Source organism: Octadecabacter antarcticus 307, from assembly GCF_000155675.2.
GTDB classification, from domain to species: Bacteria; Pseudomonadota; Alphaproteobacteria; order Rhodobacterales; family Rhodobacteraceae; genus Octadecabacter; species Octadecabacter antarcticus.
On sequence record NC_020911.1, the window covers coordinates 2,125,741 to 2,144,568 of the forward strand.

At 56.3% G+C, this 18,828-nt stretch carries 21 protein-coding genes; 5 read left to right on the top strand and 16 right to left on the bottom strand.

Annotation, left to right across the window (positions count from 1 at the left end):
• Positions 1-78: 78 nt before the first annotated feature.
• Genes OAN307_RS10800 through OAN307_RS10815 form a run of 4 tightly spaced genes read left to right on the top strand, consistent with a single transcriptional unit; the run spans position 79 to position 2,692 of the window.
• Positions 79-294, top strand: a complete 216-nt coding sequence (locus tag OAN307_RS10800; protein ID WP_015499784.1) for a twin-arginine translocase TatA/TatE family subunit — start codon at positions 79-81, stop codon at positions 292-294.
• A 24-nt stretch (positions 295-318) separates the two neighbouring features.
• Positions 319-939, top strand: coding sequence for a Sec-independent protein translocase protein TatB (gene tatB / locus OAN307_RS10805; protein WP_015499785.1), 621 nt, complete (start codon positions 319-321; stop codon positions 937-939).
• Positions 936-1,859 carry a twin-arginine translocase subunit TatC gene (tatC, locus tag OAN307_RS10810; protein WP_015499786.1) on the top strand — a complete coding sequence of 308 codons (924 nt, stop codon included), beginning with the start codon at positions 936-938 and terminating at the stop codon, positions 1,857-1,859. The genes tatB and tatC overlap by 4 nt, the downstream gene beginning before the upstream one ends.
• On the top strand, positions 1,856-2,692 hold the full coding sequence (locus OAN307_RS10815) for an ATP-binding protein (protein WP_015499787.1): 837 nt from the start codon (positions 1,856-1,858) through the stop codon (positions 2,690-2,692). Before tatC ends, OAN307_RS10815 begins: the two co-directional genes overlap by 4 nt.
• 8 nt (positions 2,693-2,700) lie before the next feature.
• On the opposite strand, the gene OAN307_RS10820 is transcribed toward OAN307_RS10815, so the two are convergent.
• The 6 genes from OAN307_RS10820 to purF all read right to left on the bottom strand — a co-directional run bounded on the left by OAN307_RS10820 (position 2,701) and on the right by purF (position 8,188).
• Positions 2,701-3,981: a peptidoglycan DD-metalloendopeptidase family protein gene (locus OAN307_RS10820; protein WP_015499788.1), complete on the bottom strand. Its 1,281-nt coding sequence runs from the start codon at positions 3,979-3,981 to the stop codon at positions 2,701-2,703.
• A 70-nt stretch (positions 3,982-4,051) separates the two neighbouring features.
• The gene (locus tag OAN307_RS10825) at positions 4,052-4,702 is read right to left on the bottom strand and encodes a protein-L-isoaspartate(D-aspartate) O-methyltransferase (protein WP_015499789.1); all 651 of its coding nucleotides are present in this window, start codon (positions 4,700-4,702) and stop codon (positions 4,052-4,054) included.
• Positions 4,699-5,484 carry a 5'/3'-nucleotidase SurE gene (gene surE, locus OAN307_RS10830; protein WP_015499790.1) on the bottom strand — a complete coding sequence of 262 codons (786 nt, stop codon included), beginning with the start codon at positions 5,482-5,484 and terminating at the stop codon, positions 4,699-4,701. Before surE ends, OAN307_RS10825 begins: the two co-directional genes overlap by 4 nt.
• Positions 5,485-5,594: 110 nt before the next feature.
• On the bottom strand, positions 5,595-6,248 hold the full coding sequence (locus tag OAN307_RS10835) for an SDR family NAD(P)-dependent oxidoreductase (protein ID WP_015499791.1): 654 nt from the start codon (positions 6,246-6,248) through the stop codon (positions 5,595-5,597).
• Positions 6,249-6,321: 73 nt separating this feature from the next.
• Positions 6,322-6,579, bottom strand: a complete 258-nt coding sequence (locus OAN307_RS10840) for a hypothetical protein (protein ID WP_015499792.1) — start codon at positions 6,577-6,579, stop codon at positions 6,322-6,324.
• Positions 6,580-6,712: 133 nt separating this feature from the next.
• Entirely contained in the window at positions 6,713-8,188 is a 1,476-nt protein-coding gene (gene purF / locus OAN307_RS10845; RefSeq protein ID WP_015499793.1) for an amidophosphoribosyltransferase, read from the bottom strand.
• Between the two features lie 168 nt (positions 8,189-8,356).
• Between purF and OAN307_RS10850 the strand changes: the two genes are divergently transcribed.
• On the top strand, positions 8,357-8,644 hold the full coding sequence (locus tag OAN307_RS10850) for a hypothetical protein (protein WP_015499794.1): 288 nt from the start codon (positions 8,357-8,359) through the stop codon (positions 8,642-8,644).
• On the opposite strand, the gene OAN307_RS10855 is transcribed toward OAN307_RS10850, so the two are convergent.
• The 10 genes from OAN307_RS10855 to pyrC all read right to left on the bottom strand — a co-directional run bounded on the left by OAN307_RS10855 (position 8,641) and on the right by pyrC (position 18,817).
• Positions 8,641-9,231 carry a CvpA family protein gene (locus OAN307_RS10855; RefSeq protein ID WP_015499795.1) on the bottom strand — a complete coding sequence of 197 codons (591 nt, stop codon included), beginning with the start codon at positions 9,229-9,231 and terminating at the stop codon, positions 8,641-8,643. The two genes, OAN307_RS10850 and OAN307_RS10855, sit on opposite strands and share 4 nt — an antisense overlap.
• Positions 9,232-9,257: 26 nt before the next feature.
• On the bottom strand, positions 9,258-10,625 hold the full coding sequence (gene radA, locus OAN307_RS10860) for a DNA repair protein RadA (RefSeq protein WP_015499796.1): 1,368 nt from the start codon (positions 10,623-10,625) through the stop codon (positions 9,258-9,260).
• 70 nt (positions 10,626-10,695) lie between these two features.
• Entirely contained in the window at positions 10,696-11,139 is a 444-nt protein-coding gene (locus OAN307_RS10865; protein ID WP_044043567.1) for a paraquat-inducible protein A, read from the bottom strand.
• Between the two features lie 41 nt (positions 11,140-11,180).
• Positions 11,181-11,939, bottom strand: coding sequence for a hypothetical protein (locus OAN307_RS10870; RefSeq protein WP_015499798.1), 759 nt, complete (start codon positions 11,937-11,939; stop codon positions 11,181-11,183).
• A gap of 793 nt (positions 11,940-12,732) precedes the next feature.
• A complete protein-coding gene (locus OAN307_RS10880; RefSeq protein WP_015499799.1) occupies positions 12,733-13,479 on the bottom strand; it encodes an ABC transporter ATP-binding protein in 747 nt (248 codons plus the stop codon).
• Positions 13,476-14,252, bottom strand: coding sequence for an MlaE family ABC transporter permease (locus OAN307_RS10885; RefSeq protein ID WP_015499800.1), 777 nt, complete (start codon positions 14,250-14,252; stop codon positions 13,476-13,478). The genes OAN307_RS10880 and OAN307_RS10885 overlap by 4 nt, the downstream gene beginning before the upstream one ends.
• On the bottom strand, positions 14,249-15,286 hold the full coding sequence (gene alr / locus OAN307_RS10890; protein WP_015499801.1) for an alanine racemase: 1,038 nt from the start codon (positions 15,284-15,286) through the stop codon (positions 14,249-14,251). The genes OAN307_RS10885 and alr overlap by 4 nt, the downstream gene beginning before the upstream one ends.
• Before the next feature lie 51 nt (positions 15,287-15,337).
• Complete coding sequence (locus OAN307_RS10895) at positions 15,338-16,825, bottom strand: replicative DNA helicase (RefSeq protein WP_015499802.1); 1,488 nt, start codon at positions 16,823-16,825, stop codon at positions 15,338-15,340.
• A gap of 191 nt (positions 16,826-17,016) precedes the next feature.
• A complete protein-coding gene (locus OAN307_RS10900; RefSeq protein WP_015499803.1) occupies positions 17,017-17,691 on the bottom strand; it encodes an orotate phosphoribosyltransferase in 675 nt (224 codons plus the stop codon).
• Positions 17,692-17,767: 76 nt separating this feature from the next.
• Positions 17,768-18,817, bottom strand: coding sequence for a dihydroorotase (gene pyrC / locus OAN307_RS10905; RefSeq protein WP_015499804.1), 1,050 nt, complete (start codon positions 18,815-18,817; stop codon positions 17,768-17,770).
• Between the last annotated feature and the right edge of the window lie 11 nt (positions 18,818-18,828).

The following is an 18,828-nucleotide window of genomic DNA, read 5'->3' on the forward strand; positions in this document are numbered from 1 at the left end:
AACATCCATGACGCCACTACGTCTATGGTCTGAAATGCCAATGCGGGTGCCTACGCCCGCCTTTTCCGGAGAAAGAACATGCTCAATAACATCGGCCTTCCCGGCCTCCTTTTGATCGCTGTCGTGGTGCTGGTCCTGTTCGGACGCGGCAAAATTTCGTCCCTGATGGGCGAAGTCGGCAAAGGCATCACTGCTTTCAAAAAAGGCGTCGATGACAGCACTAAAGAAGTCGAAGATGTGATGTCGGATGATGTCAAAGACGTGACGCCCACTGACGAAGACACAAAAGTTTAATTCACCCAAATTGGGAGACGGCTGATGCCTAGTCTTAGCTGGATGGAGATGTTGGTTGTTGGGATCGTGGCGTTGATCGTCATCGGCCCCAAGGACCTGCCGGGTATGTTTCGACAGGTCGGACAATTCGTTGGTAAGGCGAAGGGCATGGCGCGGGAATTTTCCAGCGCGATGAACGCAGCTGCCGATGAATCCGGCATAAACGAAATCAATAAGACAATCAAAGCCGCTGCAAACCCGAAAAAGTTCGGAGTCGATAAAATTCGTGAAGCGTCGCAAGGTGCGGTGAAATCTACCATAAAGGCCGGGGGTGAGACTGAGGCGTTGAAGACCAAACTGTCGGCTAAACGCAGCGCCACGGCTGAAATACTCGATAAAGCGATGGCGAAAGCCGCTGAGGATCGGATTGCGGCAGAAAAGGTTGATGCGGAACCCAAGACGAGGGCGAAAATTGCCTCAAAGAAAAAGACACCACAGAAAGTGACCCCGAAGAAGGCTGCTGCCAAAAATGCGGTGCCAAAGAAAGAGGCGACCCCAAAAGCGGCGACCAAAAAAGTGAACGCTAAGGCCGCGACTAAAGTCGCACCTAAGGCCCCAGCTAAGGCCCCAGCTAAGGCGGTCACGCCTGCGAAGGACGCCAAATGAGCGAGACTGACACCCCCGACGACGGCATGGAAGACAGCGCTGCGCCGCTGATTGAACATCTGGCTGAGCTGCGAACGCGACTAATCCGCGCGGTTCTGGCATTTATCGTCGGCATCGTGATCGTCTTCACCGTGTCGGAACCGATTTTGCAATTCTTGCTTGGCCCTATTGAAGCCACGTTGCGCGAATTGGGCGATCCGTCGCCGACAATGCAATATACATCACCGCAAGAATACCTGTTTACGCTGTTCCGCATTTCTATGGTATTCGGCTTTGCGCTGGCGTTTCCGGTCATCGGGATTCAGCTGTGGCGGTTTGTGGCGCCGGGACTTTATTCAAAAGAAAAGGGCGCGTTCCTTCCGTTCCTGATCGCATCGCCTGTGATGTTCCTGCTCGGCGCGTCATTTGCGCATTTCGTCGTCACCCCGCTGGCCATGGCTTTCTTTCTTGGCTTTGCGGACGTTCCGTCGATCATTGCTGATTTGATGGCAAACGTGATTGGTTCGGACGGTGGCGCGATCTTGCCCGTGGCGGGTGAGGGGATTCGCATTACCTTCTTTGGTAAGGTGAACGAAAGTCTTGATATCACGCTTAAATTTATCATGGCGTTTGGCATGTGTTTCCAATTGCCGGTGCTGTTGACACTGATGGGCAAGGCTGGATTGGTCAGCGCCGAAGGCCTGCGCAATATGCGCAAATATGCCGTCGTGGGTATCCTGCTGCTCGCTGCCGTGGTGACGCCACCTGATGTTATTACGCAGGTGATTTTGTTCGTGGTGGTCTACGGGCTCTATGAAATCTCCATTCAATTGGTGAAACGGGTCGAGAAACGTCGTGAAATCAAACTCCGAGCCGAAGGGCTGTGGTTTGAAGATGACGAAGAGGACGACGATCTCGCCGAGGAAGAGGCCGACAAGTGAGCGATGAAGTTTTAGGACGGATCGCGGCGGCGCTGGAGCGATTGGCCCCAGCCCCCGCCGCCGCCCCGGACTTCGCCGCGACCGCCTATGTCTGGCACGCTGATCCGGATCATTTGCAGCCCGTCGAAACCGTCAATCGCGTGGACCTGTCGCTGCTTTTGGGGATCAATCGATCCCGAGACACCCTGCACGCGAACACGGTGCAATTCGCCAAGGGTCTGCCCGCAAACAACGCCCTTTTGTGGGGTGCGCGCGGCATGGGAAAATCCTCACTTGTCAAAGCGATACACGGCAAAGTTCAGGCAACACATGAATCCCTTAAGATGGTCGAGGTGCAGCGCGAAGACCTGCCCAGTATTGGCCGCTGTCTGGCACTTTTGCGCGGACGGCCCGAACGGTTCATTATGTTCTGTGACGATCTGAGCTTTGGCCACGATGATGCACATTACAAATCGCTAAAGGCTGTCTTGGACGGTGGAATCGAGGGGCGGCCCGAGAATGTCGTGTTGTATGCCACATCGAACCGCCGCCATTTGATGCCGCGCGACATGATTGAAAACGAACGCTCCACGGCCATTAGCCCGTCCGAGGCAGTTGAGGAAAAGGTATCGTTGTCAGATCGGTTTGGTCTGTGGCTTGGGTTCCATTCGTGCGATCAGGACGAATATCTGGCGATGATCCGTGGCTATTGTGATGCCCACGGTGTGACGATTTCGGATGAAATTTTGCGCGCCGAGGCGATTGAATGGCAAACGACGCGAGGATCAAGATCCGGTCGCGTCGCTTGGCAGTATTTCACCGACCTTGCAGGCCGGATGGGCATCACGATTTAGGGGGCAGGTCACGGCAAAAAGTTTGCTGGATCAACGCTTTCTAATCCGTCACGGACCTCAAAATGCAAGAAGCTGGGCGATCCTTCGGCGACGGATGCCATGGCTTGGCCTTGGGAGACGCTGTCGTCTTTGGACACCGTCAGATTGTTCACATTCACGTAGACTGTCAGGATGTTGCCCGTATGGCGCACCACGATGATCTGCGCGCCGTCGGTGTTTTGTGTGATCGCAGCGACGGTGCCAGCGGCGGCGGCTTTGACCGTGGTGCCTGCTGGTACGCCGATGCCGATGCCTTCATTGCGACCCGGATTATAAGCGCGGATGATGCTGCCCTGCACCGGGTAGATAAACGGCGCACTGATGGTGGCAGACGTTGGCGCTGTCGGTTGGCCGATGTCGGGTGCGGCGGGGGCCGTGGGCACGGTTTCTGACGTCACGTCGACAGACGGCAATGGCACAATGGCGCTTGGCGGTGTAGGTGTGCGTGAACCAACGCCGGGGCCAGTGGTTGCGGCGGGGCTGGGTGGTGTTGCACCTGCCACGGGGATCAGCAATTGCTGGCCTTCGCGCACCATAAGGTCCGATCCAAGGCCGTTCCATTCTGCCATCCCCGCGACGGGCACATCGTATAAACGCGCAATCTGGAATGCGGTTTCGCCGCGCGCGACGCGATGCAGACTTGGTTCGCGACCTGTTTGTGCAGGTGCGTCGGTTGCAGGTGCTGCGGTTGCAGTTGGGGCGGTTGCAGGTGCGTCGGTTACAGGTGCTGCGGTTGTTTGTTCACCCGCACGATCAATGGCGTCGGACGCAAGCGTCGAGACGTTGATTGTCGGTGGCTGGATTGGGCCAGACGTAATGACACCTGTTGCTGTGGACGATTCAGCAACACGGATTGGCAGGGCGACGATTTCATCGCGGCGCAGCGGGACGTCAGCGTCCACCCCGTTAAAGGTCGCCAGTGCATTTGCATCAAGATTGAGACGGCTGGCGATCTGGCGGACAGTTTCGCCACTATCCGCGACGACGACCTGATAATTGGGGTAAGAAATTATGCCACGATCATCAGGGCGCGGCCGGTTCGCCAGATTTCGCGAGGCGTCGGTGGTATCAAATCCACCGCCCAAATTGCGCAGGTCCCAGTCGAAATCTTGACCCTGAAGATTGTTATTTTCGTCACATGCGGCAAACGCCAGCAAAGCGGCGGACGCGAACAATGCGCGCCGAGCAAATGGACGGACCCGTGAATGGGCGCGTGGATAGGTCAACTGCGGGAAACTGGGGATGCCCATGTCGTACTCCTCAAATGTGGTGGATCTTTTGCCCAACTTTTGCCCAAATTTTGCATAGTATAACTGTGTTTTAGTCTTTTCCCAAGCCCTCAAGCAAGGGAACGAAGCGCACTGGGCGTAATTCTTCGTACTCAAAACCCGTTTCGGTGCGGCTGACGCGGATCAGCGTTTGCACGGAATCCGACTGGCCGACGGGCAGCACCATGATGCCGCCTATTTTTAATTGTGCCAAAAGCGGGCCTGGCGGGTCTTCGGCGGCGGCCGTCACAAGGATGCGATCAAAGGGTGCTTGTTCGGGAAGCCCGTACGATCCGTCAGCGGTGAATGCAGTAAGGTTTGTGATATCAAGGGCTTGAAAGATCACCCGCGCATCGTTCATCAGGGTTTTGTGGCGATCAACGGTATAAACCCGCCGCGCCAAGTGGCTGAGAATCGCGGCCTGATAGCCCGATCCTGTCCCCACTTCGAGGACTTTGTCGCGCGGTTGCACGCCCAGCGCCTGCGTCATCAGACCTACAACCGATGGCTGGCTGATGGTTTGACCACAGGCAATCGGCAACGGCATGTCTTCGTAGGCTCGATCTGAGAAATGCCCCTTAACGAACATCGCGCGGTCAGTTTTTTCCATCGCCGTCAGCACGCGTGCGTCCGTGACACCCTTGGATCGCAGGGCAAACAGGAATTGCATCTGGCGTTCGGCGATGGTGGCGATAGCGTTCATTCTAACCTGTCTGTCAGGTCAGCGAGCATGTCGTGGGCCGTTAGATCAGCGCGCATTGGCGTGATCGATGTGTATCCGTCAAGGTTGGCGGTCACGTCCGTGCCGTCCCCCGTCGGTTCGTCCTGCGGACCACCTGTCACCCAAAGAAAGCGGCGGCCATTCGGCGCAATGTCGGGTTTCATGCCGAAACGGGTGTTTTCGCGAAACCCTTGTGAAGCGACCTTAATGCCTTTGACGTCAGCCGCCGCAACGGGCGGAAAATTGACATTATAGAAGATTTTATAGGCGTCGGTGGTCCAGATGCCTTTGTCCAGAATGGCCCGCACAGTAGCTGCGCCATGTTTGGCCGCCGCATCGAACGGGTCATCGAGATCACGGTTTTCGGGGCCAAAAAACTGCGACAGCGCGATACCTTTGACACCTTGAATTGCGGCTTCGATGATCGCGCCGATGGTGCCAGAATACAGCGTGTTATCGGCGGCATTGTTGCCACGATTGACGCCGGACAGGATCAGATCAGGACGCGCATCTTTCATTACATCGTACAATCCGGCCAGCACGCAATCAGCGGGCGACCCTTCGGCGGCGTAGCGTCGGTCTGATAGTTTCGCAATCATCGTCGGGGCCGCGTAGCTGATGCAATGGCCGACGCCAGATTGTTCGAACGCGGGTGCAACAGTCCAGACTTCGCCGCTGGGTCCGGCAACGTCGTGCGCGATGGCCGTCAGCGTCGCGAGGCCGGGGGCATTGATGCCGTCGTCATTTGTGATGAGAATACGCATTATTCGCCCCTTTTGTGGTCTAGTTAAGACAGGGTGTGCCGTGCGGCAATGGGTCAAGCTAGGTTACGCGCAACGGGTTTGCGCGGCGTTGCATCAAAGACTCGAAATCCCTAGGCAAGGATGTCTGGCAACAAACGCGCCGCCTCAACGCGTGGGTCCGCCAGCGGGCTGCGGTCTTCGCCGGGGAAAAACCTCGCTCGTGTGGCAGTTGGCATGGGGTTCGGCGTCGCGATATGCACGCGCGGGCCGGTTTTCACCGTCTCAACGGCCCATGTTCGCGCCAGTGCGATTTGCGCAGTTTTGGTGGTGCCGTAGGAACCGAAATACGCCGCGCCGCCAAGTGGCCCGATGATTGGGTCTTCAAAGAACACCGCCTTGCCATCTACGCCAAGCAGGGGAGCCACATAAGATATCATCCGCGACGTGGCAGTGATGTTGATGTCCACGGACTTTGCAAAATCTTTCGGGTTGATGTGGCTGGCGGGGGTCAGGGGTGCTGCATGTATGGCGCCGTGAATCCACAATGTCAGTCCGCCCCAACGATCAAATATGGATCGACACAACTGCTGCATGGCAGGATCGACAGTGATGTCCATCGGGGCCAGCGTCGCGTCACCGCCACGGGCTTTGATGCGGTCATCAAGATCTTCGAGCGCGCCAGTGGTGCGGCCCACGGCAATGATGTGATGGGTCGGCGCAAGGGCCTCGGCCAGTGCAGCGCCTAGTCCGCGCGTTGCACCTGTGATGAGAGCTGTTTGGGTCATAGTCCGCGTTTAGGCGGGCGGATGCGCGTTTGCAATGCTGCTGTGTTTCGTCTGTCTGATCATTTGGGCAGGGTCATTCGGGCAGGGTCAGGCGGCGGATGGTGCGCCCGTCACGCAACAAAACGTAAACGTCGGTGATTGCCATGACGTCACCCATCGGCGTGACGTCTTTGGGCTGGGCCATGACGATGGTACCATCTGCGCCGCGCAACATCGCGTGCGGGCCGTCCATACTCCCGTATAACCCAAGAAGCTGGGTATGGGACAAATCAAGCGTGACAGTTTCAGTGGCATATTGCATGGTTGCAGCGGTGGTTGCAGTCGTCGACATTTAAGGCGGCCTTTGATGATAAGATCGGCAGGTAATCCTGCGCTGTCGCATCGTCCAGTGGATATGCTGCGCTGCGGCGTAAACTGGCCGATAGGAGAGCGGATTACGCCGACTTTAACAGTTTGGCGCGCCGCTATTCCGCCGGCGTCTTCATTTCAAACCCTTGATCCAACATGTCGCTGGGTTTGACAGGATATTCGCCACTAAAACACGCATCACAGTATTGCGGGCTGGCCTGATCGCGGCCCCTTGCCTCGCCAACGGCGCGGTACAGCCCGTCGATTGAGATGAATTTCAATGAATTCACGCCCAGATGGTCGCGCATTTCTTCTTCGGTCATGTTGGCGGCTAACAATTTGTCGCGTTGCGGCGTATCAACACCGTAAAAACATGGCCATTTGGTTGGTGGGGAAGCGATTCTGAAATGCACCTCTGCCGCGCCCGCCTCAAGGATCATTTCCTTGATCTTGCGCGACGTGGTGCCGCGGACAACGGAATCGTCGACCAAAATGATGCGTTTGCCTTTGACCAGCGCGCGATTGACGTTGAGTTTCAGGCGCACACCCATGTTGCGGATGGATTCCGTCGGTTCGATAAACGTGCGGCCCATATACTGGTTGCGGATGATGCCCATGGCGTAGGGGATGCCGGATTCCAGCGAAAACCCGATAGCAGCTGGGGTGCCAGAATCGGGCACGGGGCAGACCATGTCAGCGTCTACAGGTGCCTCTTTTGCCAGTTCACGGCCAATGTTTTCGCGGGTTTCATAGACGGACCTGCCGCCAAGGATAGAATCAGGGCGGCTGAAATAGACGTGTTCGAAGATGCAGAAGCGCGACTTGGCGGGGCGGAACGGAAAGTGGGATTCGACGCCTTTACCTGTCGCCACGACCATTTCACCTGGTTCAATTTCACGGATGAACGTGGCGTTGATGATGTCGAGCGCGCAGGTTTCTGATGCCAGCACCCAACCGTCGCCCAACTGCCCCAACACCAGCGGGCGCACGCCCAGCGGGTCGCGGCAGCCGATCAATTTGGTGCGGGTCATCGCGACGACAGAAAACGCGCCTTCAACCTTGCGCAGGGCTTCTTCCATGCGGTCGGGAATTTTGCGCCCCATAGAGCGCGCCATCAGATGAATGATGCATTCTGAATCGGATGAGGATTGAAAGATCGAGCCGCGATCAACCAGTTCTTTGCGTAAAGCGAGTGCATTGGTGATGTTGCCGTTATGCGCGATCGCAGCGCCACCCATAGAAAACTCGCCAAAGAACGGCTGCACGTCGCGTATTTGCGTCGCACCCTTTGATCCAGCAGTAGAATAGCGCACATGGCCGATGCCGATGGGACCGGGCAGGGTGGCCATGGTTTCCGCATCAGTGAAATTGTCGCGCACGTAGCCGAAACGACGCGCTGAACTGAATCCCTGGCCAAATTCGTGGGTGACGATGCCACCCGCTTCTTGACCGCGATGTTGCAGGGCATGCAGTCCGAGGGCGACAACCGAGGCAGCGTTGTCAACGCCAACGACGCCAAAGACGCCGCATTCCTCTTTTAGTTTATCGTCATCAAACGGATGGGCTGGGGGCATTCTATCGCGAAGGCTCATGGAAGCTTCATTGGACACTTGGGGCAGCTCCGAATCCGAGGGTTTTGCGTTGGTGTGTGCTTAACGAATTGTCGTCAAAGTGTCACGGACGGATGGCGATGTTGTTGCAATGGTTTTGTCCGCTCGCAGGGCGCGGCGTTAGGTTCGGGCAAAAGAAGGAGAGTAAACATGTTTGGAGCAGTTATTGCTACACTTATGGCGGCGTCAATTTTTATGCCGTGGGTCGAATTTTTCGGAGAGAGCCATGGGCCGCAGGTGTTTTTCGATGACGGGTTGCAGGCTTTGGGCGTGCGTGCGCAGGTGCATGATTTGGGACTTCCGTTGCCCCGCATGGAAGATTTCGGCGGCGTTCTGAACGGCGCACGCGAAGTGATGTCGATTGGTGTGCCCGCTTACTTTGTTTCAGCCGCGTTGCTGGTTTTGATCGGGCTGGTCCGTTTGATACGGGGAACTTAATTCTCCGCTGGGACTGTTGGCTCAACATCTGCAACCGGGTTGCCACATTCACCAACAAGCTGTTCGTACTGTGTGGTGATCCAGCCTAATGCGGCTTCTGGATCACGTTGTTCAATGCTTCCCGTCATCTTGGAAAATACGGTAATGGCGCGGCTGTTTTCAACCATTTCGATGTTTTGGGTTTCAAGCACGGTTTGATAGACGAAAAACGCCACTGCAACCAACAGGATGCCGCGCAGCGCGCCGAATAGAAAGCCGAGGCCTTGGTCAATGCCGCCCAGCACAGAGCGCTGGATCAGCGATGAAAACAGCGGCGTGAAGATCGACACGATTACGAGTACCACAGCAAACACTGCGGCAAAAGCTGCGATGACAGACAATTCGCAGCTGTCACCAATGAAATCGCCAACCACAGGGATTTGTCGCACCAGCGGTGTCACCTGATCGGCAAATACAAACGCCATGATCGTGGCGACGATCCAGCCGATGATGGCCAATGCTTCGCGCACGAACCCGCGGCTGTATGCCAGCAGTGCTGACAATATGATAACGATGGCAACAACGCCGTCGATGATGGTGAAGCCCATGTGTTTCGCGCCTTGCCTAAGTCGGGTTATCGTTCCCCGAATACCTGTTCTACGAAGTGGAGGAGCGTGTTCATCTCACGAAGCTCCACACCCGAGACCCCGCCACGTTTCGCACGCACCGGAGTGATTGCGGAGGTAAAACCAAGTTTTGACGCTTCTTTCAACCGATTTTCGGTCTGAGGGGCAGGTCGCAGGCCACCAGAAAGGCTAATTTCGCCAAAAACAACACAGTCTTTGGGAAGTGCGGCATCTTCGCGCGCTGAAATCAGCGCAGCGGCGACGGCCAAATCAGCGGCAGGTTCGGTGACGCGCAGGCCACCGGCGACGTTTAGGTACACATCGAGGCCGGTGAACGGCACGCCCGCGCGGGATTCGAGGACGGCTAGGATCATCGCAAGCCGCGATCCGTCCCAGCCCACGACCGTGCGGCGCGGTTGGCTGTGCGGCGACGGTGCGACGAGCGCTTGGAATTCACATAACATAGGCCGCGATCCTTCGATGCCCGCGAACACCACGGATCCCGGTGCAGGGTCGCCACGTTCTGATAGGAACATCGCAGACGGGTTTTTGACTTCGGCGAGACCTTTGCCGGTCATTTCGAACACACCGATTTCGTCCGCCGGGCCAAAGCGGTTTTTGACAGCGCGCAGGATACGGAACTGATGGCCGCGTTCCCCCTCAAAATACAGCACCGTATCGACCATGTGTTCGACGACGCGCGGGCCTGCAATTTGGCCGTCTTTGGTGACGTGTCCAACAAGCACAACGGCGATCCCATTGGTCTTGGCAAATGTCGTCAATTCGTGGGCCGCTGATCGAACTTGGCTGACTGATCCCGGTGCGGCCTCGACTGTGTCCAGCCACATAGTCTGGATAGAATCGATGATAACAAAGTCAGGCTTTTCCGCTTCAAGCGTTGTCAGGATATCGCGCAGGTTTGTTTCAGACGCGAGTTTCACAGGGCTTTCGGTCAGCCCAAGGCGGCGCGCCCGCATTTGAATTTGCGCCGCTGATTCTTCGCCCGAGACATATAGCACCTTCAGCCCGTTGCGCGCGAACCGTGCGGCGGCTTGCAATAAAAGCGTCGATTTGCCGATGCCGGGATCGCCGCCGACCAGAATGGCTGATGCTTTCACCAGCCCCCCCCCTAATGTGCGGTCCAATTCACCAACGCCAGACAGCGTGCGGGGCGGTTCGGGTTCCAACGTCGCGAGATCGGTTAAGGTGATCTGTTTGCCACGCCCGCTGCCTATGGATTTCTTGGACTTCGGACCGTTTGAGAGAGGCTTGACCTCTTCAATGGTGTTCCATGCGTCGCAGGTGTCACAGCGCCCCGACCATTTGGTGGTGGCGGCATTGCACGCGGTGCAGGTGAAGGAGGGTTCTTTTGCCATGTTCACCTTTTGCCCCAAAGGATGCGCGGCGTCTATAGGTTAGATTTGAGTTGTATTTACAAAGATGAAGTTAGGAGCGTAGCGTTTTGGCCGTGAGGGTTGAGATTAGGATTGAGGCGAGGACGCAGCCCGTAAACAAATAAAGCCGCCAGCCGCCTTCGACTGTCACATGCCCTGCGCCTTTGACCACGACAACATAGAGCGCGATTAGAAAGATGTCGGCCATTGCGAGTTTGCTCAAGTAACCAAGCACCGGAAGTGTCTTCGCCTTGAGCAGATCAAAATGCACCAACGCCAGCCCTATGGTCTTTAGTTGCGGCGCGAAAATGGCGAAGGTGGTGACGATCAGGGCGAGGAAAACGTCCGACCCCCACAGGCTTTGCAGGCCGGAAATGACCGAGATTTCATCCATGCCAAAGATTGGCAACATGGCCGCGCGCATAAGCGGCGCGAACCAAGCAATCGGGAACAAGACTAGCAAGGACAGGTTAAGGATGCGCAGTGTTGTCCAAATAAATTGTGTCTAAAACGCAGGCTGACAGGACGCCAGCGTGATTATTCAGCAGCCGGTTTTTGCGGCAGCGGCACGATCTCGGCGCTTTGTTTGCCCATCGTGTAGCCCAGCGCGGGCAGTGTCGCGTCAAGCTGCTCTTCAAGCTGACTGAGCTGCGACGCAACGACGCTTTCTTCCAGTTCAACCTGTTGTGACCATTTGCGGATGTCGCGCAGGGCGTGGTGTGCTTCGACGATCAGCTGCTGCTGACGCTCTGCCTCTTGTTGGCGCTGGTGCAGGAACGTCTTCGCGCGGGCGACTTTTTCCACGTTGTAGATGTCAGCCAATTCACGGGACTGATGCGACATCTGGGCCGCGATTTCCAGAACCTGTGGTTCCAGCGAATCCAGATCAGGATGGTCGCGCAGATAGGCAAGTCGTTCGCGCACGGCGTCAAACTCGCTGCTCATGGTGAAGATGCCCGAACGATCTGCCGTGTGACAGACGTGATAGGCACGCGCGACGTCTTCCATGCCGAGCCTGAAACTGCGGTGCGAGCGTTCAAGCGACATAATGCGACCGGCGCTCGGCATAAAGAAAAACAGCGAGGCGAGGATGATGGTCACAACGATCTGCGTGATTATGCCAGCCTGCGGATAGGCAACATCTCCGAAGGTGGCCGTATAGGTGAGCCAAGGCGCTGCACCAAAGGCAGACGTCGCAGTATACCCGATCGCGGTAAGCCCGATCACAAGGATTAGGACCATAGAAATAGAATGCAAAACACGGTGGGCACGTGCCACCAAGGAACGATCAGACACGAATATCTCCCTAGGCTTTGATGTCTTATGAATAAGTTAATGTATCTTAGGCGGGAAATTGCCGACGACCCAAGGGGAATTTTAGGTTTTTTCACGGCAGAGCCAGAAAAAGAGGAATAATAACAGTTGTTTGCCAAGACTATCCGTAGAACTGCCATTAGTCTGTGCGATCTGGCGCGCGCATTATGTGGCGCGAAATCCGCTATGTTGTGGGGCCTGCTAAAGGGAGGTCATACATCTTGGTCAACACACTGTTCTTGGGGGCACGGACGCATGTAACCGCCATTTACCGATTCGCACGACGCGTAAACGGCGCTAAAATGTCATCAGATGTGCGCTCAGAAAAAGAAATTGGCATTTGACAACATTGTGAACGCCAGTCCTGCTGCGATTTGCAAAAAGACACCACATGTTATCGCAGCCCTAGGCCAATTGTGCGCATTGCCTTTAGTGGCTTTCCAAAGTCTGAACAGCCCGACCACGATCAAAAGGAGCCCGAGAGGCCACCAAGATAAATAAGGCCGACGACAAAAAAATAAGGTCCATTAGACCCTTTGAGGTATTTGGATCAATAGGACCAGTTCGTTCGACCCAAGGCGTTGATGAAATATGCGATGATCGCGGCGACACAAATGATCACGATCACGATTGTCACAACAAGTACGCGGGCCCATTTCTTGTCCTGCTTCCACCCTTTAACGGAGAGAAAAACTAAGACTGCGGGAGGGAGTGCAAAATGATTTCGTTCATGGTGTCTCCATAGTGTTGGCTGGTGGCCAGTCTGTTTTGTGGCTTAGCGCACGGCCGCAATCGGGCCTGTCGCGCGACCGTAGATGAACTGGTCGACATACGGATCGTCTGATGCGTCCATGTCGCCCACAGGTCCGGTCCATCGGATTTTTCCCGCATGGAGCATGGCGACTTTATCTGCAATCGCGCGCACACTGGTCATATCGTGTGTGATCGTCACCGCAGTCACCCCCATTTCGGTGACGATTTCGCGGATCAGGTCGTTGATCACGCCCGCCATGATCGGGTCGAGGCCTGTGGTCGGTTCGTCGAAAAATATAATTTCAGGTTCAGCCGCGATAGCGCGGGCAAGGCCGACGCGCTTTTGCATGCCGCCCGACAATTCAGCAGGCAGGCGGTCTGCGACGTCGCTGCCCAAACCCACGCGGCGCAGTTTTTCGAGTGCTATAGCGCGTGCCTCGTCTTTGGGTCTTTTGAGGCTGCCGCGCAGCAGGCGGAAGGCGACGTTTTGCCAAACTGGCAGAGAATCAAACAAGGCGCCCCCCTGGAACAGCATGCCGAACCGCGCTAGAAACGCGTCGCGGTCGCCTTTATTGACGTCCTTGCCGTCCACCGTGATGGTGCCTGCATCGGGTTTGACCAAGCCCAGAACCGATTTGATCAGCACGGATTTTCCGGTGCCTGACCCACCGATCACAACCATGCTTTCGCCCTTGGACACTGACAGATCAACGCCGCGCAGGACTGCGTTTGTGCCGAAGGTTTTGTGAACGCCTGAAAGTGTGATCATGCGGAGAAAAATGCCTCTGTCAAAAGGAAGTTCGCGGCGAGGATCAGGATGGCGGCGGCGACGACACTGGACTTTGTTGCACGCCCGACCCCCATCGCGCCGCGTTCGCTGTTCATGCCATGATAACAGCCCATTAGGGCGGCGATGAACCCAAAAACTGCGCCTTTTGCAAGGCTCGATATGATGTCACGTGGTTCCAGAAAATCCACAGTATTTTGCAGATATGCGGCGGCGTTAAAGCCAAGCCGCTCGGTACCAACCAAAAAGCCACCGTAGATGCCGATGATGTCACCGACTCCGACCAAAATAGGCATGACCAATGTGGCCGCAAGAACGCGCGGCAGGGTCAGGTACTTCATTGGATGGGTGGATAGGGTCACAAGCGCGTCGATCTGTTCGGTCACCTTCATGGTGGCGATTTCGGCGGCAATAGATGACGTCACCCGCGCGGCAATCATCAGGCCGACAAGCACGGGGCCAAGTTCGCGCACCATGCCGATGGCGACGATTTGAGGCACCACGGCTTCGGCGCTAAAACGCGCGCCGCCGGAATAGATTTGCAACGCCAATGCGCCGCCTGTGAAGAAGGCCGTTAGACCAACAACGGGGAGGGAGAAGTAGCCAATTTGTAGCAAGGCTGTGGCGAATTCACGGCCATAAAACGGTGGGCGCACAAGGTGGCTGATCGTTTGCCCGGTGAATGTGGCCAACCGCCCGATCGCGGCCAAAAGCCCCAGAAAAGCGGCACCAAGGGAGGCGAGTGCCCCGATCATCCGTCGGAATACCGTCGCTGGTATCTCGACCCCAGTGACGTGAGGATTTCATAGCCAATCGTGCCAGCGCGTTCTGCGAGTTGGTCAACGGTTTGATCAGGGCCAAGGATCGACAACACGCCGGGCAATTCAGGCAGGTCAGTGACGTCCGCCGTGATCAGGTCCATCGACACCCGACCCACCAGCGGCACAGCCTGCGCGCCGTGCCACAGGTTGGCGCCCGCAGACAGCGCGCGGGTCAAACCATCAGCATAACCACCTGATACGGTTGCAATTTTCGATTGCCGCTGCGCGGTCCAGGCGTTGGCGTACCCGACAGTTTCCCCCACATTGACATCGCGCACTTGGATGACGGGCAGATCCAGATAGGCTACAGGAAGGGCGTCTGTGAAAGGTGCGCCGCCATACAGTCCAATGCCGGGCCGTGTCATGTCAAAATGGTATTCGGGGCCAAGCAAAATGCCCCCCGTCGCGGCCAAGGATCGTGGCACGTTGATGCCATCTGTCATCAGGTGAAACTGATCAAGCTGTTGGCGGTTCATCGGGTGATCAGGGGTATCGGCGCAGGCAAGGTGGCTCATCACGAGGCGACAGTTTTGCGACAGGGCGATTTCAGCAACGGAGGCCCATTCGTCAATCTCAAGCCCGAGACGATTCATGCCGGTGTCAATCTGCACTCCAAAGGGATGCTCTGGCAACGCTTCGAGGTGGCGGGTTAGCTGGCCAACAGTGTTGATGATCGGGGTCAGCATCATGTCAGCGATCATGTCAGTGTCGCCGCGCATGTGGCCCGCAAAGATGCAAATTTCAACATTGGGACCAAGGGCTTGGCGCAATGTCACGCCTTCTTGCGCAACGGCGACAAAGAAGCGTTTGACGCCTGCCTTCATCAACGCGCGGCCCACCTTGGCCACGCCCAGACCGTAGCCATTCGCCTTGACGACGGCGCATGTTTCGACGTCTGTCATAGCGTCCAAGCTGCGCCAGTTGCTGCTTAGCGCATCCAAATCAACCGATAAAAAACCTGTACTCATGGCGCTTTCATGCCAGCCTGCGCCCGCGGTCGCAAGGGGGGTAAGCTGGGTTTAGAATTCTTGATCGCCCTGCTGCTGCCAAGGTTTCACAAGGTTGCCAAAGCGGGTGAATTCGGGCGTGAACGACAGTTCAACCATGCCAATAGGACCATGGCGTTGTTTGCCGATGATAACCTCGGCTTTGCCGAACTGGTCGCTCATCTTTTGTTGCCACGCTGCCATGGCTTCCATGTTGCTGTCTTCGGGCTTTTCACGTTCGGTGTAATATTCGCCGCGATAGACGAACATGACGACGTCGGCGTCTTGTTCAATCGAGCCGGATTCGCGCAAGTCGCTAAGTTGTGGACGTTTATCTTCGCGGTTTTCCACCTGCCGCGACAACTGGGACAGGGCGATGACGGGGATTTGCAGTTCCTTGGCGATGGCCTTAAGGCCCATGGAAATTTCACCAATTTCCTGCACGCGGTGTTCTGACGTGCCGCGCACAAGCTGCAGGTAATCCACGATCAGCAGGTCCAGCCCGTGGGTGCGTTTGAGGCGGCGCGCGCGTGCAGACAACTGGCTGATCGGAATGGCAGCAGTGTCGTCGATATACAGCGGGCAGGCCTCAAGCTGTTTGGCTGCATCGACAAAGCGGCGAAATTCGACCTCGGTCATGTCGCCTTGGCGGATTTTATGGCTTGAGATTTCGGAAGCTTCGGCAAGTATCCGCCCCGCAAGCTGTTCTGCTGACATCTCGAGGCTGAAGAACCCGACGACGCCACCGTCAATCGTTCCTTCAGTACCGTCCGCCAGCTTGCCTTTTTTGTAGGACTTGGCGACGTTATAGGCGATGTTTGTCGCAAGCGAAGTCTTGCCCATTGACGGGCGACCAGCAAGGATTAACAGGTCGGATTTGTGCAAGCCGCCAAGTTTATTGTCCAGATCGATGAGATCGGTGGCGACGCCCGCCAGCCCACCGTCGCGCTGGTAAGCTGAGTTTGCGACGTTTACGGCGTCGGTGACAGCCTTGAGGAAGGATTGAAATCCGCCCTCGGATGAGCCTTGTTCAGCAAGTTTATAGAGCGCTTGTTCAGCTTCGACGATTTGTTCTTTCGGTTCGCTGTCGACGTCGACTTTCTTGGCTTTTGCCGCAATGTCCTGTCCGACAGTGATCAATTCGCGCCGCACCGCGAGGTCGTAGATCATTTGCGCGTAGTCACGTGCAGCAAACGCCGAAATTGCCGCCCCCGCAAGCCGCGCGAGGTAGGCGGGGCCGCCGAGTTCTTTCAACCCTTCGTCGTCTTCCAGAAAAGCCTTGAGCGTCACGGGGGACGCGAGGTTGTTTTTGGCGATGCGGGCCGCGGCGACATCAAAAATGCGGGCATGGACGGGGTCATAGAAATGGTCCGGCCCGATGATTGATGCGATGCGGTCAAAAATGTCGTTGTTGGTCAGGATCGCGCCCAGAAGCTGCTGTTCGGCCTCAATAGAATGGGGGGCGGAATCGACGTTGGCCTCAAGTGTGCCTGTCGCGTTGAATGTCGAAATTTCGTTCATTTACCTTGCCCCTGCTTTCGCGACCCACCGATGTGTCGTCATACAAAACCCACACTATCCGTGCAAACTGTATAAAACTGTGGATAGGATGTGGGCTTTATCATGCCACAAGATACAGCCCAAGCATAGGGTGAAGACTGCTAGATGTAGTGCAAGTTAAGGCCCTGTGACGGTTTACTTATTCGAAAGATTTACGCGTGTGCGGCGGACCAACCTGCTGGATCACGCAGATATGCTTCGACTTCGGCCAAGGTGCCCGGGTCAAAGGATTCGGATGTTTTGGCTTCTTCAAGAACGTCCCACCACGTGCACAGATGCAGCAACTGGATGCCGTGATCGGCCAGCGTTTGTTCGACGCCTTCAAAGATGCCGTAAAAGAAAATGACTGCGGTGGCAGAACAGGCCGCGCCAGTTTCACGGATAGCATCGACGAAAGAAAGTTTAGACCCGCCGTCGGTGGTTAGATCCTCAACCAGCAGCACGCGCTGTCCCTCAGACATCACGCCCTCAATGCGCGCATTGCGCCCGTAGCCTTTGGGTTTCTTGCGCACATAGGTCATTGGCAGCGCGAGGCGTTCGGCCATCAGCGCAGCAAAAGGGATGCCAGCGGTTTCGCCGCCAGCGATGTTATCAAACGCCTCAAACCCAACTTCGCGCATGGTCGTGACGGCTAGAAAATCCATCAGCGAGCTGCGGATACGCGGATATGAGATCAGCTTGCGGCAATCCACGTAAGTTGGTGCCTTTTTGCCGGATGCATGCGTGAACGGATCAGATGCGTTGAAATCAATCGCACCGATTTCGATCAGCATCCGTGCGGTCAGACGGGCGATTTCGGCTTTGTCGGGAAAGGAGGAAGGGATCATGTCAGTCTCTTTGTGTAAGACAGGCAAACTCTCGAAGATAGTTTGCGTGCAAATATTCGAGAAAATTTGGGCTCGCTTATTCAACGCGCCAATGTAATGGGAAACCAGGGTCAAAAACGGTGACGGGGCCGTCCTCGGTGTCAACGTGGGGCGGATAAGTGACGGGATCGCCTTTGATCAAGGTTATGGTGTCTTCATTGGGCGCAAGGCCGTAAAATCGTGGGCCCGCAAGCGATGTAAAGCTTTCTAGTTTGTCAATTTTATCAGCGACATCAAATACCTCTGCAATACAAGACAGGGTATTGATTGCGGTGAAACAGCCCGCGCAGCCACACGGCAGTAGTTTGTTGGCGTCGGTGTGCGGCGCTGAATCTGTGCCGAGAAAGAAGCGTTTGTCACCAGAAATTGCAGCCTGAACCAGTGCGATGCGGTGCCGTTCGCGTTTCGCCACCGGCAGGCAATAATAGTGCGGCTTTATCCCCCCCACGAGCATGTGATTGCGGTTGATGATCAAATGGTGCGTTGTGATTGTTGCCGCTAGGTTGGACCGGCTGTCGCGCACGTAATCCACCGCGTCCTGCGTGGTAATGTGTTCCATGATCACCTTAAGGTCGGGCACCTTTTTGCGGATCGGCTTTAGCACCTTGTCGATGAACACTGCTTCACGGTCAAAAATGTCAATGTCTGGGTCGGTGACTTCGCCGTGCACGCACAATGGCAAGCCGATGTCGGCCATACGTTCAAGAATGGGGCGTATACGATCAAAGTTAGCGACGCCGGACGCGGAATTTGTGGTGGCACCTGCGGGGTACATTTTGACGGCGGTGATGACGGCGTCGCGGTGCGCTATCGCGAGATCATCCGGATCGGTGTCTTCGGTCAGATAACACGTCATCAACGGGCGAAATTTGGACCCATCCGGCAGGGCGGCCATGATGCGGTCGTGGTAGGCGCGCGCCTGTGCGCCTGTCACGACGGGGGGCACAAGGTTCGGCATGATGATTGCGCGGCCAAAGTGCGCTGCGGACAGGGGGGCCACGGCCCGCATCATTGCACCGTCACGCAGGTGGAGATGCCAATCATCGGGTTGCCGAATTGTGATACGATCTGGTCTTTGTTTGTTCATAGGATTGGTCG

Excerpts from the sequence above, each read along its gene's own strand:
- OAN307_RS10800 (WP_015499784.1), top strand. The coding sequence starts at position 79 with ATGCTCAATAACATCGGCCTTCCCGGCCTCCTTTTGATCGCTGTCGTG.
- tatB (WP_015499785.1), top strand. The coding sequence starts at position 319 with ATGCCTAGTCTTAGCTGGATGGAGATGTTGGTTGTTGGGATCGTGGCG.
- tatC (WP_015499786.1), top strand. The coding sequence starts at position 936 with ATGAGCGAGACTGACACCCCCGACGACGGCATGGAAGACAGCGCTGCG.
- OAN307_RS10820 (WP_015499788.1), bottom strand. The coding sequence starts at position 3,981 with ATGGGCATCCCCAGTTTCCCGCAGTTGACCTATCCACGCGCCCATTCA.
- OAN307_RS10825 (WP_015499789.1), bottom strand. The coding sequence starts at position 4,702 with ATGAACGCTATCGCCACCATCGCCGAACGCCAGATGCAATTCCTGTTT.
- surE (WP_015499790.1), bottom strand. The coding sequence starts at position 5,484 with ATGCGTATTCTCATCACAAATGACGACGGCATCAATGCCCCCGGCCTC.
- OAN307_RS10835 (WP_015499791.1), bottom strand. The coding sequence starts at position 6,248 with ATGACCCAAACAGCTCTCATCACAGGTGCAACGCGCGGACTAGGCGCT.
- OAN307_RS10840 (WP_015499792.1), bottom strand. The coding sequence starts at position 6,579 with ATGTCGACGACTGCAACCACCGCTGCAACCATGCAATATGCCACTGAA.
- purF (WP_015499793.1), bottom strand. The coding sequence starts at position 8,188 with ATGAGCCTTCGCGATAGAATGCCCCCAGCCCATCCGTTTGATGACGAT.
- OAN307_RS10850 (WP_015499794.1), top strand. The coding sequence starts at position 8,357 with ATGTTTGGAGCAGTTATTGCTACACTTATGGCGGCGTCAATTTTTATG.
- OAN307_RS10855 (WP_015499795.1), bottom strand. The coding sequence starts at position 9,231 with ATGGGCTTCACCATCATCGACGGCGTTGTTGCCATCGTTATCATATTG.
- radA (WP_015499796.1), bottom strand. The coding sequence starts at position 10,625 with ATGGCAAAAGAACCCTCCTTCACCTGCACCGCGTGCAATGCCGCCACC.
- OAN307_RS10880 (WP_015499799.1), bottom strand. The coding sequence starts at position 13,479 with ATGATCACACTTTCAGGCGTTCACAAAACCTTCGGCACAAACGCAGTC.
- OAN307_RS10885 (WP_015499800.1), bottom strand. The coding sequence starts at position 14,252 with ATGATCGGGGCACTCGCCTCCCTTGGTGCCGCTTTTCTGGGGCTTTTG.
- alr (WP_015499801.1), bottom strand. The coding sequence starts at position 15,286 with ATGAGTACAGGTTTTTTATCGGTTGATTTGGATGCGCTAAGCAGCAAC.
- OAN307_RS10895 (WP_015499802.1), bottom strand. The coding sequence starts at position 16,825 with ATGAACGAAATTTCGACATTCAACGCGACAGGCACACTTGAGGCCAAC.
- OAN307_RS10900 (WP_015499803.1), bottom strand. The coding sequence starts at position 17,691 with ATGATCCCTTCCTCCTTTCCCGACAAAGCCGAAATCGCCCGTCTGACC.
- pyrC (WP_015499804.1), bottom strand. The coding sequence starts at position 18,817 with ATGAACAAACAAAGACCAGATCGTATCACAATTCGGCAACCCGATGAT.